General features: G+C 68.7%; 10 protein-coding genes. 4 read left to right on the forward strand and 6 right to left on the reverse strand.

Annotation, left to right across the window (positions count from 1 at the left end; genetic code table 11):
• Window positions 1-1108: 1108 nt before the first annotated feature.
• A complete protein-coding gene (locus tag KGQ19_RS21940; RefSeq protein WP_212011086.1) occupies window positions 1109-1678 on the reverse strand; it encodes a TetR/AcrR family transcriptional regulator in 570 nt (189 codons plus the stop codon).
• A 99-nt stretch (window positions 1679-1777) separates the two neighbouring features.
• Between KGQ19_RS21940 and KGQ19_RS21945 the strand changes: the two genes are divergently transcribed.
• Entirely contained in the window at window positions 1778-3298 is a 1521-nt protein-coding gene (locus KGQ19_RS21945) for an MDR family MFS transporter (RefSeq protein WP_212011087.1), read from the forward strand.
• Window positions 3299-3357: 59 nt separating this feature from the next.
• On the opposite strand, the gene KGQ19_RS21950 is transcribed toward KGQ19_RS21945, so the two are convergent.
• Together KGQ19_RS21950 and exaC are read right to left on the reverse strand one after the other, a co-directional pair.
• A complete protein-coding gene (locus KGQ19_RS21950) occupies window positions 3358-3693 on the reverse strand; it encodes a DUF779 domain-containing protein (protein ID WP_368862140.1) in 336 nt (111 codons plus the stop codon).
• A gap of 122 nt (window positions 3694-3815) precedes the next feature.
• A complete protein-coding gene (gene exaC, locus KGQ19_RS21955; RefSeq protein WP_212011089.1) occupies window positions 3816-5339 on the reverse strand; it encodes an acetaldehyde dehydrogenase ExaC in 1524 nt (507 codons plus the stop codon).
• 274 nt (window positions 5340-5613) lie between these two features.
• Here exaC and KGQ19_RS21960 point away from each other — a divergent pair, with 274 nt between their 5' ends.
• A complete protein-coding gene (locus KGQ19_RS21960; RefSeq protein ID WP_212011090.1) occupies window positions 5614-6894 on the forward strand; it encodes an MFS transporter in 1281 nt (426 codons plus the stop codon).
• Entirely contained in the window at window positions 6891-8126 is a 1236-nt protein-coding gene (locus KGQ19_RS21965; RefSeq protein WP_212011091.1) for an MFS transporter, read from the forward strand. Before KGQ19_RS21960 ends, KGQ19_RS21965 begins: the two co-directional genes overlap by 4 nt.
• On the opposite strand, the gene KGQ19_RS21970 is transcribed toward KGQ19_RS21965, so the two are convergent.
• Entirely contained in the window at window positions 8089-9084 is a 996-nt protein-coding gene (locus tag KGQ19_RS21970; RefSeq protein WP_212011092.1) for a DUF1444 domain-containing protein, read from the reverse strand. The two genes, KGQ19_RS21965 and KGQ19_RS21970, sit on opposite strands and share 38 nt — an antisense overlap.
• Window positions 9085-9140: 56 nt before the next feature.
• Window positions 9141-9995, reverse strand: a complete 855-nt coding sequence (locus KGQ19_RS21975) for a 3-hydroxybutyryl-CoA dehydrogenase (RefSeq protein ID WP_212011093.1) — start codon at window positions 9993-9995, stop codon at window positions 9141-9143.
• Between the two features lie 120 nt (window positions 9996-10115).
• Here KGQ19_RS21975 and KGQ19_RS21980 point away from each other — a divergent pair, with 120 nt between their 5' ends.
• A complete protein-coding gene (locus tag KGQ19_RS21980) occupies window positions 10116-11285 on the forward strand; it encodes an acyl-CoA dehydrogenase family protein (protein WP_212011094.1) in 1170 nt (389 codons plus the stop codon).
• A 594-nt stretch (window positions 11286-11879) separates the two neighbouring features.
• Here the strand turns inward: KGQ19_RS21980 and KGQ19_RS21985 are convergent.
• Window positions 11880-14294 carry a UvrD-helicase domain-containing protein gene (locus tag KGQ19_RS21985; protein ID WP_212011095.1) on the reverse strand — a complete coding sequence of 805 codons (2415 nt, stop codon included), beginning with the start codon at window positions 14292-14294 and terminating at the stop codon, window positions 11880-11882.
• Window positions 14295-14410 lie beyond the last annotated feature (116 nt).

A 14410-nucleotide genomic window follows, 5' to 3' on the forward strand; every position in this document is an offset into this window, starting at 1 on the left:
CCTCAACACCTTCGGCGTCGCCCTCAACACCGCCGCCAAACGCGGACACATCCACAAAACCGCACCCGGCACCTACACCGCCACACCACCTTGACACCCCCACCAAAACCTTAACTACGCGGCATTGGCCACCGGCACTGTAGGCGAAGCCCTGCCGACGCGACCGAGGGGAACGAACCGAAAACCAGCCGGAGAAATACAAAACGCAGGGAACGAGGACACCGGTTGGTTGATGCCGCTGCCGGTGAGGGTGCGGCGGCGGGCCGGTGGTTGGGTGGTCGACAACATGCCCGGGTGTAGTGCAGTTAACAGGCCCATGTGCGGTGCTGGACGGTCGTGCCCGCGATGAAGGGCGAAGGCCCGGACAAGACCCAGCTTGGCGACTACTGCAGCTGATTTCCGCCGATCTGTCTCAGCAACCTGCTATCCCGGTGGTATTGGTTGTTGCTGCCGGGCCGATCCGGCGCCCGCCAACCCGGAGCGCGCACCTCGGATACCGGCGCGCTGGCCAGCACCGGGACCGGCAGCTGAGCTCGCCGAGCCGCCGGTACCCGCACCCCCGTTTTGTATTTCTCCGGCTGGTTTTCGGTTCGTTCCCCTCGGTCGCGTCGGCAGGGCTTCGCCTACAGTGCCGGTGGCCGGGGGTCAAGTTCGCGCCGTACGAAACCGCAGCTCACACGCATGACCGCAGCGCGCGGACTTTACCCCCGGACACCGGTGCTGTACCCCCCGGGCTGACGACGCGACCGAGGGGAACGGACCGCACCACCTCAGGAACCGCCGCCGCTGAGACTCACCCAGCCACCCTAGGGAACCGCGCTAGTTTCCCTGAGGTTGCCGAGGCCCGCCGGAGGCCCGGCCCTTCACCATAGCTCTTGACCTTGACCTTCAGCTCTTGATCTTGCCCTTGCTCTGACTTGCTGGAGTTGAAGAGGCCTGAGGTGCGGCGGGGTTGTGAACGCGAAAACCGGCAGCCGACACACAGACCCGCCGCTACGAGCCCCGAACCGGCACAACTATGACCGAAGGCCGTAAAAAGCTTTGAAACCCCCACCCCAACCGCACCTCACCCCGAAAACCCCAACAAACAAAACCCCGCCAGGCCGCGTCACCGCACCAGCGGCAGGAACATCGTGTCCACGATCTCCTCAAGCACCTGCTCGGAAGCCGGGGCGTAGGTGGTCAGGATCTCGTGCCGCAGCAGGTCGAAGGGCAGGGCCTTGATCCGGTCGGTCAGGCGCTCGGCGCCGGCCTCGCCGCGTTCGACGGCGCGGTCGTATATGGCGTCGACGGCCTGCTTGCGGTCGGTGTCGGCGGGATCGAGGAGTTCGGCGGGGCTGGTGCCGGTCTCCAGGTGGTAGCTGGCCAGGTAGACGCTCATCACCGTCATGAGCTGGACCCGGTTGGTGTTGATGTCCCGCAGGATGGCCAGGACGTCCTCGCGCAGGCTTCCGGTGTCCGGGACCTTCAGGACGTTCTTGCGCAGGACGTGGACGAGGGTGGCCCGGACCAGGGCGTCGCGGTCCGACCAGCGGCGGTACAGGACCGGCGGGCTGGTTCCGGCCCGTTTGACGACGGCGTCCATGGTGAACCGGGCGTAGCCGCCGGACAGGAGTTCGTCCCAGGCCGCGTCGAGTAGGGCCTGTTCCAGGGCCGCTCCGTGGCGTCGTTCCGGCATCGTGTCGGTCCCTCTTCCGCTAGATAGACTTGCTTATCTAACGATAGCGGCTTAGTCTGAGGACCGGAAGATAGAGTCCTATATCTTAAGGATCCGCTCATGGCTGCCACCAGCAACGCCGCTGCCGACGACGACGCGGCCGCCAGCCCGCTCGACACCGCCGGCCCGCGCGCCGCCAGTCCGCCCGACACCGTCGACCCGGCCGTGCGGCGCCTCGTCTTCACCCTGATCGTCGGCGCCCTCGCGGTCATCTTCGACACCACGATCATGAGCGTCGCGATCGACAGCCTGGCCGGCCAGCTGCACACCTCGCTGGCCACCGTCCAGTGGGTCACCACCGCCTACCTGCTGGCCCTGGCCGCCACCATGCCGGCCGTCGGCTGGGCCCAGGCGGCCCTGGGCGGCAAGCGTCTGTGGATCCTGGCCCTGTGCCTGTTCTTCGTCGGATCGATGCTGTGCGCCGGGGCCTGGAACGCCCCCAGCCTGATCGCCTTCCGCGTGGTCCAGGGGATCGGCGGGGGCGTCATGATGGTGCTGATGGCCACGCTGGTCATGCAGGCCGCCGGGGGCCGCAACATCGGCAAGGTGATGGCGCTGATCACCGTGCCCACCGCCCTGGGCCCGGTCATCGGACCGGTGATCGGCGGGGTCATCCTGCATTTCGGCGACTGGCGCTGGATCTTCCTGTTCAACATCCCGTTCTGCCTGGTCGGCGGCTACCTGGCCGGGCGCAACCTGCCCGCGGACCGGCCCGTCTCCGGAACCCGGCCCCGCCTGGACGCCGTGGGCATGCTGCTGCTCTCGCCCGGCATCGCCGCGGTCATCTACGGCCTGACCCAGCTCGGCGGGTCCGACGGGATCGGCAGCGTCAAGGTCGTCGTGCCGCTGGCTGCCGGAGTGGCCCTGCTCGCCGGTTATGCCGGCTGGGCGCTGCGGCGCGGTGCCGGCGCCCTGCTCGACATCCGCCTGTTCCGGCACCGGTCGCTGGCCTCGTCCACGGTGTTGCTGCTGCTGGCTGGAGCCGCCCTGTACGGGGCCATGCTGCTGATGCCGTTGTACTGGCAGCAGGTCCGCGGGGAATCCGCTCTGGGCGCCGCGCTGCTGCTCATCCCGCAAGGCGTGGGCACGCTGCTGTCCCGCTCGGTGGCCGGTAAGTTCATGGACCGGGTCGGCGCGCGCCCGGTCGCCGTCGTCGCCTTGGCCGTCACCTTCGCCGCCACCGTGCCGTTCGGCTTCGTCACCCCCACGACCAGCAACATCATGCTGATGGCCGTGCTGTTCGTCCGCGGGCTCGGCCTGGGCGCGGCCATGATCGCGCTGATGGGCGGCGCCTTCGTCGGCCTGAGTCGCGAGGAGATCCCGGCGGCCTCCAGCATCAGCCGCGTCGCCCAGCAGGTCGGCGGCTCCATCGGCACCGCTGTCCTGGTGGTGATCCTCCAGCGCGCCGTCGCCGGCAGCCACACTCCCGCCGACCTGGCCTCCGGCTTCGGCGCCGCCTTCTGGTGGGCCGCGGCGTTCACCGCCGCGGCCGTCCCGCTGTGCCTGCTGCTGCCCGGCAAGGCCGCCACCGAGGCCCAGGGCCAGGAAACGGCTTCCGCCGAGCAACTCGCCGAGGTGTGACGGCGCACGTTCTAAGCCCGCCCCGGTCATGGGGCGGGCTCGACGGTGAGCGGTGCGGGCTACCGATTCAGCACCGCGTCCTCGGCGTCGGTCAGCAGCCGCGAGCGAATCAGGAACCTGACCCCCTCCGGCGCCTCCAGCGAGAACCCCCCTCCGCGTCCCGGCACGATGTCCACGGTCAGGTGGGTGTGACGCCAGCGTTCGAACTGTTCGCGGCCCATCCAGAACAGCACCGGTTCGGCGATGTCCGCGACGGCCAGCTGCGCGAGCAGCACGTCGGAGGCGCCGGTGCGGAACTCGCCCGCCAGGTAGCACATCGGTGAGCTGCCGTCGCAGCAGCCGCCCGACTGGTGGAACATCAGCGGGCCGTGCGCGGTGTAGAGCCTGCGCATCATCGCCGCCGCGGCGTCGGTGACGGCCACGCGCGCCGGTGCCTCGGTCACCTCGGTCACCTCGGCCGCACCGACCGCACCGGCCGGCCCGGGCTCCGGCCCGGCCGAGGCCTCCGGCCCGGCCATCAGAAGAAGCCCATCGCCTTCGCCGAGTAGCTGACCAGCAAGTTCTTCGTCTGCTGGTAGTGCTCCAGCATCATCTTGTGGTTCTCTCGCCCGATCCCGGACCCCTTGTACCCGCCGAACGCGGCGTGGGCCGGGTACAGGTGGTAGCAGTTCGTCCACACCCGACCGGCCTGGATCGCGCGGCCGGCGCGGTAGGCGGTGGTCCCGTCCCGGGTCCACACCGCGGCACCGAGGCCGTACAGGGTGTCGTTGGCGATCCGGATCGCGTCGTCGTAGTCGTCGAACTGCGTGACGGCGACCACCGGGCCGAAGATCTCCTCCTGGAAGACGCGCATCGCGTTGTCGCCCTCGAAGATCGTGGGCTGCACGTAGTAGCCGCCGGCCAGTTCGCCGCCGAGGTCCACGCGCTCGCCGCCGATCAGGATCTTCGCGCCCTCGGCCTGGCCGATGTCCAGGTAGGACAGGATCTTCTCCAGCTGGTCGTTGGACGCCTGCGCGCCGACCATGGTCTCGGTGTCCAGCGGGTTGCCCTGTTTCATCCGGTCGGTGCGGGCGATCGCGTCGGAGAGGAAGTCGCCGTAGTGGCCGCGCTGGATCAGGGCGCGGCTGGGGCAGGTGCAGACCTCGCCCTGGTTGAGGGCGAACATCGCGAAGCCCTCCTGCGCCTTGTCGTAGAAGTCGTCGCGGATGCGGGAGACGTCGTCGAAGAAGATGTTCGGGCTCTTGCCGCCCAGCTCCAGCGTCACCGGCTTGATGTGCTCGGAGGCGTACTGCATGATCAGCCGGCCGGTGGTGGTCTCGCCGGTGAACGCCACCTTCGCCACCCGGCCGCTGGAGGCCAGCGGCTTGCCGGCCTCGACGCCGAAGCCGTTGACGATGTTCACCACGCCCGGCGGGATCAGGTCCGCGATCAGGCTCATGAGGTAGTGCACGGAGACCGGGGTCTGCTCGGCCGGCTTGAGCACCACGGTGTTGCCCGCGGCCAGCGCCGGGGCCAGCTTCCAGATCGCCATCAGGATCGGGAAGTTCCACGGGATGATCTGCGCCACCACACCCAGCGGCTCGTGGAAGTGGTAGGCGACCGTGTCCTCGTCGATCTGCGAAAGCGCGCCTTCCTGCGCCCGGATCGCCCCGGCGAAGTACCGCAGGTGGTCGATGGCCAGCGGGATGTCGGCGGCCAGCGTCTCCCGGATCGGCTTGCCGTTCTCGAACGACTCGGCCAGCGCCAGCCGGTCCACGTTCATCGCCATCCGGTCGGCGATCCGGTTCAGGACCTCGGCCCGTTCCGCCGGCGAGGTACGGCCCCAGGCCGGCGCGGCGGCGTGCGCGGCGTCCAGCGCCCGCTCGACGTCCTCGGCGGTGCCCCGGGCCACCTCGCAGAACGGCTGCCCGGTGATCGGCGTCGGGTTCTCGAAGTACTGCCCGCCGGCCGGCGCGACGGCCTCGCCACCGATCCAGTGCTCGTACCGGGGCTGGTAGCTCATGAGGGCGTCGGGGCGGCCCGGCGCGATGAAGACGGTCATGGGAGACCTCCACATTCTGCGGCGTTGCGAGGGACAGCCGTCGTCTGGCCCGCCGGCGGCATGCGCGTGACGCTAATCCCGAGGTGAGGTGGGTTCACCCCGCTGTACGGGGATCTGCGTATAAGGGTTTGAAACCGGGCCCGCGAGCCAGGGCGTGTTAAATCGGGTGCGCATCCGCCGAGGCCGCTGCTAGCCTCCGGTCCTTTGTGCCTGTCAGGTCACGTCGGGTCGGGACAGGTCAGGTGACGTCAGGTCAGGCCGTAGGGATCGCCCAGTGAATCCGCTCCATGAGAAACCTTTCCGCCGCTTCTTCATCGCCCGGTCCATCTCCGTCGCCGGGAGCGCCCTCACCCCGGTCGCCCTGGCTTTCTCCGTCCTGCAGCTCACCGGCAGCGCCAAGGACCTGAGCTTCGTGGTCAGCGCCCAGCTGATCCCGACCGTCGCGCTGCTGCTGATCGGCGGCGGGGTGGCCGACCGGGTCGGGCAGGCCCTGCTGCTGCGGGTCACCCATTTCGGGTCCGGTCTGTCCCAGGCCGCCATCGCGTTCTGCCTGTTCACCCGGCAGCCGATCGGCTATCTGATCGGGCTGGCCTTCGTCAACGGCGTGCTCCAGGCCTTCACCGGGCCCGCGCTCAGCGGCATCGTGCCGCAGCTGATCGGCCCCGAGGGGTTGCGACGGGCCAACTCGCTGCTGGCCACCGTCGCCAACGCGACGAAGGTCATCGGGCCGAGCGTGGCCGGGGTGCTGGTCGCCACGGTGGGCGGCGGCTGGGCGCTGTCCGTGGACTCGGCGTCGTTCTTCATCGCCGCGATCGTCCTTTCGCTGATCCCCGTTCAGGACCGGCGCAAGAAGCACAAGGAGAAGCTGTTCACCGAGCTGCGGCAGGGCTGGACGTTCTTCCGCTCCACACGCTGGTTCTGGTCGGTCACCCTCGCCTACACCGTGGTCAACCTGGTCCAGATGGGGGCCTGGCAGCTGCTCGGCCCGGTGCTGGCCCGGGGCACGTTCGGGGCCGGCGGCTGGGGCGCGATCCTGAGCTGCCGGGCCGCCGGAGCGCTGGTGATGAGCGTGCTGATGGTGCGGCTGAACGTGAAGCGGCCACTGCTGGCCGGGCAACTGGCCATGACGGTCGCGGCCGTGCCGTTGATGCTGCTCGGGCTGAACGCGAGCGTGGTGGCGATCGGCGCCGCCACGTTCTGCGCCGGGCTCGCGTCCAGCTTCGGCAGCGTGCTGTGGGACACCGCGCTGCACACCCACGTCCCCAACGAGATGATGTCCCGCGCGGTGGCCTACGACCAGTTCGGCTCGTACTGCGCCATCCCGATCGGGCAGCTGTCGGTGATCCCGCTGGCGACGGCGTTCGGCGCGCGCCACGTTGCTTTGGCGGCCGGCGTCATCTTCCTGGGCTCGATGGTCGCGCCGTTGGCGCTGGGCTCGGTGCGTCGGCTGGGATCGGCTCCGGTGGCGGCTTCTCCGGTGGCGGCCGAGGTCTCGGGCGAGGTCCTGGCTGAGGTGGATACACCGAATACCGGGACTGCGGCGGTCGCCTCGTGAATCCGCTTCGGGACAAGCCCTTCCAACGCTTCTTCGTCGGCCAGTCGGTCTCGGTGCTCGGCGGCGCCGCCACCCAGGTCGCGCTGTTCTTCGCCGTCCTGCAGCTGACCGGGAGCGCGAAGGATCTGAGCTTCGTCGTCAGTGCCCAGATGCTCCCGACGATCGCGTTGCTGCTCATCGGCGGCGGGATCGGTGACCGGCTGGGGCAGGCGCTGCTGCTGCGGGTCACGCATTTCGGGCTCGGGCTGACGCAGGGCGTGATGGCGTTCTGTCTGCTCACCAAGCAGCCGATCGGTTACCTGATCGGCCTGGCCTTCCTCACCGGCGTGCTGTCGGCGTTCGCCGGTCCTTCGCTGAGCGGGATCGTGCCGCAGCTGGTGCGTCCGGAGGGACTGCGGAAGGCGAACTCGTTGCTGGCCAGCGTCGGCAACGCCGCCCGAGTGCTCGGGCCCACGGTCGGCGGTGTGCTGGTCAGCACCATCGGCGGCGGGTGGGCACTGGCCGCGGATTCGGCGTCGTTCTTCCTCGCGGCCGTCATCTTCTGCTTCGTCCCGGTGTCCGGGCGGGTGCGGACCGACCGGAAGCTGTTCAGCGAGCTGCGGCAGGGCTGGGCCTACTTCCGCGGGAGCTCCTGGATCTGGTCGATGACCGCGGCGTTCACCGTCTCCAACTTCCTGCAGATGGGCGCCGGACAGGTGCTTGGGCTGGTGCTGGCCAAGCAGACGTTCGGTGCCGAGGGCTGGGGCGTGATCCTCAGCTGCCGGGCGGTGGGGCAGCTGATCATGAGTGTGCTGATGATCCGGGTCAAGGTGCGACGGCCGTTGCTGGTCGGGCAGATCGCCATCACGGTGCAGGCGGTGCCCTATCTGCTGCTCGGGCTGAACGGCGGGGTGGCGGCGGTGGCCGCGGCGTCGTTCGTCGCGGGGTTCGGGATCACGTTCGCCGCGGTCAGTTGGGACACGTCGCTGCACACGTATGTCCCGAACGACATGATGTCCCGCGTCGTGTCCTACGACCTGTTCGGCAGGTCGCTGGCCGTCCCGCTGGGCCAGCTGTCGGTCATCCCGATCGCCGACGCGCTGGGCACGCGGCACGTCATGGTCGGGACCGGCGTGCTGTTCGCGGTGGCGATGGTGGCGCCGCTGACGCTGGCCTCCGTGCGCCGGGTCGGGACGGAGGCCGGGCCCGCGCCGCCTAAGGCATCGACGCCAGCGCCTGCAGCCGCATCATGACCTGCGGCTCCGGCCAGTCTTGGACGTAGTAGCGGATCGGGTGGTAGCGGGGATCGGGGATCAGGGGGCACTCGCGGGCGACGTCGTCCCAGGGGACGAAGAAGCGCTCGTTGTCCCGGGTGGCGAAGGCGATCCAGTCGGCCTCCGGGAGCAGTGTCATCTCCAGGTCCTCGGCCCAGGTCGCGACGGTGAACGAGGCGCCGGTCCCGGGGTCGACGAAGCGTTGCAGGGCGGCGAAGAACGGGTCGCCGAACTCTGCTTTGGCGCGCAGGTATTCGGTCTGGCCGGCGTAGACGCTGTCCGCGAGCAGGTTCCAGGAGCGGCGCAGCGCGCCTCGGAACGGGGAGTCCGCGGGCAGGTCGTAGGGGATCATGTGGCCGGCGGCGTCGCAGGTGTAGAGGACGGGGGACAGGGGCCGCTCGGCGCCCTGCCATTCGCGCTCGGCGGCGGCCAGGAGGTTGAGCAGCTGCTCGGCGTCGGTGGGTTCGGGGGCGATGAGCAGGGCGTTGCGCTGCGGGATGAGGAAGACCGGGCGTCGCTCGCCCCAGCCGGAGCTGTCGGCCCAGGCGGTGATCCAGCCGCCCAGCAGTGGCAGGGAGCTGAGATAGCCGTCGCCGGGCTCGTGCAGGTAGGTCACGTCCGGCGCGAGGCTGCGGCTGCTCACCAGCGGGCGGAAATCGGCGGCGAGGTTGGCGTGCGCGGTGGCGGCGACCTCGTCGGCGCTCACGCCCCAGCCGGCCACCAGCTCGGTGGTGGCGTAGCCCATGCCGACGCTCAGGTCCACGCCGATGAACTCGCTCAGGCACGGCGCGATCGGCCGGGAGGGGAACTGGACGCCGGTCTCGTCGGCGGCGTCCAGGTCGAAGTCGGCCGGGCGGGGGACCGGCCGCAGCAGCGGGCGGGCCGAGGCCCAGTCCCGGGGGGTCCGCTCGGGCTTGGGGTCTGTGGTGCTTCCCATGATCGGGGACCCTATCGAGGTCCCCGATCACCGGTGGGCGGTATTTCGACCCTCGATCAGAGGCTGGGATACTCGTAGAATCCGCGCCCGGCCTTGCGGCCCAGCCGGCCGGCCTCGACCATGCGCAGCAGCAGCGCCGGCGGGGTGTACAGGGGCTCCTTGAACTCCTCGTACATCGCCTCGGCGGCCAGCTTCACGGTGTCCAGGCCGATCAGGTCGGACAGCGCCAGCGGGCCCATCGGGTGCGCGCAGCCCAGGACCATGCCGGAGTCGATGTCCTCGGCGGAGGCGAAGCCGCCCTCGGCCATCCGGATCGCGGCCAGCAGATAGGGGATGAGCAGCGAGTTCACCACGAACCCGGCGCGGTCCTGGGCCACCACGGCCTGCTTGCCCAGCTGCTCGACGAAGGCCACGGCCCGGGCCCGGGTGTCCTCGCTGGTGGCCAGCGAGGGGATGACCTCGACCAGCTTCAGCACCGGGACCGGGTTGAAGAAGTGGACGCCGATCACGTTGTGCGGGCGGGCGGTGGCCGTGCCCAGGCGCATGATCGGGATGGAGGAGGTGTTGGAGGCCAGGATGGCATCCTCGGGCAGGATCAGGTCCAGCTTGGCCAGCACCGCGGTCTTGACGGCCTCGACCTCGACCACGGCCTCGACCGCGAGCTGCCGGTCGGCGAACTCCTGCAGGTCCTCGGTGAAGCGGATCCGGCCCAGCGCCGCCTCGGCGTCGGCCTCGCTCATCTTGCCGGCCTTCACCGCGCGCTTGAGGGACACCGCGATCCGGTCGCGCCCGCGCTTGAGGCCCTCGGCGTTCTCGTCGGCGACGATCACGTCCAGCCCGCTGCGCGCGCAGACCTCCGCGATGCCCGATCCCATCTGGCCGACCCCGACCACTCCGACTCGTTCGATCACCGATGCCTCCGGTTCCGGAATTACGTTCTGTGCTGCACTTGTGGTGCGTACCACAGGGTATCTGTGGCACTGAGTGTGGATAATCGAGGGTACCCAGTACCTTCACACTAGGAGCGAGCCATGGCCGCCGACTTCGACCTGTTCAAGGTCTCCGAGGAACACGACCTGCTGCGGGAGGCGGTGCGCTCGCTGTGCGAGGAGAAGATCCTCCCCTTCGCCGCCGACGTCGACGAGCAGGCCCGCTTCCCCCAGGAGGCCCTGGACGCCCTGGTCTCCTCCGACCTCGCGGCCGTCCACGTGGCCGAGCAGTACGGCGGCCAGGGCGCCGACGCCCTGGCCACCTGCATCGTGATCGAGGAGGTGGCCCGCGTGTGCGCCAGCTCCTCCCTGATCCCGGCGGTGAACAAGCTGGGCTCGATGCCGCTCATCCTCTCCGGCTCCGAGGAACTGAAGCAGAAGTACCTGACCCCCTTGGCAGCCGGCACCGCGATGTTCTCCTACTGCCTGTCCGAGCCTGACGCCGGCTCCGACGCAGCGGGCATGAAGACCCGCGCCGAGCGTGACGGTGATCACTACATCCTCAACGGCGTCAAGCGCTGGATCACCAACGCCGGCGTCTCGGAGTTCTACACGGTGATGGCCGTCACCGACCCCGCCGCCCGCTCCAAGGGCATCTCGGCCTTCGTGGTGGAGAAGAGCGACGAAGGCGTCACCTTCGGAGCCCCCGAGAAGAAGCTGGGCATCAAGGGCTCCCCGACCCGCGAGGTCTACTTCGACAACGTCCGCATCCCCGCCGACCGCCTCATCGGCCCCGAAGGCACCGGCTTCGCCACCGCCATGCGCACCCTGGACCACACCCGCGTCACCATCGCGGCCCAGGCCCTGGGCATCGCCCAGGGAGCGCTGGACTACGCGTCGAACTACATCAAGGAGCGCAAGCAGTTCGGCAAGCCCATCGCCGACTTCCAGGGCATCCAGTTCATGCTCGCCGACATGGCGATGAAGCTGACCGCGGCCCGCCAACTGACCTACACCGCCGCGGCCAAGTCCCAGCGCGGCGACACGGACCTGACCTACTTCGGCGCGGCGGCGAAGTGCTTCGCCTCGGACGTGGCGATGGAGGTCACGACGGACGCGGTGCAGCTGCTCGGCGGGTACGGGTACACGAAGGACTATCCGCTGGAGCGGATGATGCGGGATGCGAAGATCACGCAGATCTATGAGGGCACGAACCAGGTGCAGCGGATCGTGATGGCTCGGCAGGTGCTCGCAGGTGGGCTGAGCTTGTAGTTTCTGTTTGAAAGTGCCTCGGCGGCCGGGCCTGAAAAACCGGCCGCCGACTGCTTGTTCCGTGGCTGTTCCGTGAGAACCTCGGCAGAGGACCATCAGCGACGGAACAGATCACGTGATGTCTCTGCGCTCCCAACCCCTGGGAAGCTTGGTCAACCCCTTGAACTGGCAATCAATGCATCTCGCGGAGTGACGCCAATCTCTGCCAGGCAGGTAAACGACCGCGACTGCTCACTCACCTGACGTTTCGGGCGCGCGGTTGTCCGGGTGCCTCATCAGACGGATCGTCGATGACCGAGCCTGGCGGTAACGGTAGAGCAGATCTCGGCAGGCTTGCTGGGCGGCTCCCCTGCGCGGAAAGTAGATGTCCCCGACGATGACAGGTTTGGCAACCATGAGCCCTCCTTCGGCCGGTGCATTCGAATAAGGACGCTGTGACACGGGCACCCGACAACTTGAGTCGGTCCGGTCGCCGCCGCGCGTGTCGCCAGCCGCGGCGCGCTATTCGGCTAGTCGTGCGCGCATCGTGCCGTGCTCGAGGCAATATGGCGCTCGGTCGGGGTTCCGAGGACACAGTCCACCGATGTGGGTGCGTTATCGGATGGGGGTCGGGGAATCGGCGAACGTTCGGCGCCCGCGTAGCTTGAGCTGAAGCAAGCCGCGAAGGCTGGCGAGGGAGCGGCTGCAGCCCAACGCTTGCAGGAACTCCTCGACGCTCCATGCGATCATCGCGCCCTGGCGGGCGAGGTAGAGGCCGAGACGGGTGATGCGATAGCGGTCGTCATAGTCGAGGAGTAGGTAACCGGCGAGCTGGTAGATCTCCTCACGCCCCAGGGAGCGGGGGTGCCGGGTGGCCTTGCAGTCGAGGAGGAGCCCGTCGAGGATGAAGTCCGCGTCGGCCCCTCCGAGATCGGTGCTTCCGGCGAAGGTGGGCCCGCAGATTTGCTTACTGCTCGGCAGTGCGCGCAGCGCAGCGAAAGGCTCAGTTGAGAGCGCGAATTGGCGGTCAAGGTCCTCGATGGCGTACTCGGGCACCGTCGCAGTCAGCTCTGAGAGGGTGATCTGCGGCGTCGCACCGAGAAGCATGCTGCCGCGTTGAAGGCGTCCAGTGCGATAGACGGCTTCGTAGGAGGCGGCGACGAAGCACAGGCGGCTGAGCTGTTCGTCGCCGAGGGACGCGGCTCCGTCGAGATGGTGAAGCAGCAGAGTCTGCAGCTCGATGCCGGCGGCCTGGAGCGCGGCACGGGTTGCAGCATCGGGTGCGCCGGGCAGGTGCGTGCCGGTGCCGACCATCTTCACCCCGTGGGACACGGCGTGGCCGAGGTCGGAGCCCAGGGACAGCCGTAGGCGGTAGTCGATTGCGTGGCCGAGGGCGGCCCAGGCGGGGGATCGGACGTCGACGGGCTGGACGGGGTGGGGAAGTGTCGCGGCGAACTTCAGGTATTGGACGTGCAGTGGGCCCACGTGGGGAAGGTGCTCGGCCATGAAACGCGAAACAGGGGACTCGGAGAGCTTCAGCTGCCCGGTGAGCGGGAGCTCGGCAAGCGTCTCCGTGCTTGCATGTGAGCCGGTCTCTGCGGCTCGCTTTTCGTATTCGCCTATCCAGGACAGCGACGACTGGTCGAGGACGTGGCGGGCGCGGGTGACCGCGACATAGATCAGGCGCGCCTCGTCCAGACGCAGCGGACGCTGCAGGCCGCTCTCGTCGAAGGGCGGCGCGTGGAAGCCGGCGCCGATGCGTACGGTATTCCACTCGCGGCCCTTGGACTTGTGCGCGGTGGAGACGATGACGCGGGCGTCCTGCTCGTCTGACAGGCGGCCCACCGCGTCGATGATGGTGTCGGGGCCGAAGCTGTCGATGAGGTTGACGATGGTGCGCAGGCTCTGGGCTTCCGGGTCGCTGTCGGCGTAGTCCTGGACTTCGCCCCAGTTGGCGAACAGGAACAGCTCCGGATGGCTGGTCCGCCGGCCGGCCTTCAGGTCGATGGCTGCTTCGGCCAGGCGTCGCAGTTCCTTGCCGCCGCCGACCAGCGCGACGGGTATGCCCTGATCCAGGTGCGTGAGTACTTCGCGGATGGCGTCGGCGTTGCCACGGCACAGCACCGCGTCGGGGTGATCGAGCGCGCTGATGGCGCTGTCTCCCGGCCCGCGGCCCGTCAGGCGCATCTCGGAGCCGGCGTGGGCGAGCCACCGGTTGGCCTCATCGGCGATCGGGGGTCCGAATCGGAAGGATTCGGTCAGGTAGAGGTGGTCGGCAGGGAAGCCGGTCATGACGTCGCGTGCGTTGCGCCAGGCGTAGATCTGCTGTGCTGGATCACCAACGCACACGCGTTGGGCGTCTTGTGCCAGGAAGACTTCTTCGACCACTGGGTTGGTGTCCTGGGCCTCGTCGAGCAAGATGAAGTCGGCCGACAGCACTGGGCGGGACAGACCCCACATCTTCATGTAGTGCTCGTGGTCGAACTTGAGCACGCCGTCGAGCGCGCAGATGTCCTCCCAGGCGCGGCGCGCGTACGGCAAGAGGTGCTGGGACAGGCGGTCCTGAGCGCCAGGGTCGAGGCCGTTGACACGCGCCATGTGTCGGGCCGATACCTCCAGATCGGCGGTGCGGCAGTAGCGCGCGACCATTTCCATGATCAGGCGGGCCTGATGAGCCTGGGCGATCTGGACCGCTCCTTCCTTTACGACATCGGTTAGTCCGAGAAGCCTCGCCGTCTCCTTCCCCGGGCGGCGCGGTGAGTTTTCGAGCCGGCGTTTGTAGCGGATGCCCACCGCTTGATAGGCGAGGGCGTGCGATGTACGGCATTCGACGTTGCCGCCGAACCGGCGTCGGGCATCTTCGGCAGCGGCCTTGTTGTAGGCCATGTACAGGCCGCGCTTTCTGGTGGCCGAACCCATCAGCACCAGAGTCGACGTCTTGCCCGCCCCCGCGCCCGCGATCAGCGCCAGATCGTCACCCGAAGCGAACGCATCGCGTGCCGCCTGCTGCTCCGCTGTGGCCTGAATCATCCCCACCCCGTCTCCAATGCCGACTAAATCAGTGGTCTACCATAGATTCGGGACGGATCGCTGCGGCTGTACGGTGTCGGGTTGAAGGTGAAGGCGGCGTGCGGACCAAATGCCGG

The sequence above is a fragment of the Catenulispora pinistramenti genome, from assembly GCF_018274385.1.
In the GTDB taxonomy this organism is placed as follows: Bacteria; Actinomycetota; Actinomycetes; order Streptomycetales; family Catenulisporaceae; genus Catenulispora; species Catenulispora pinistramenti.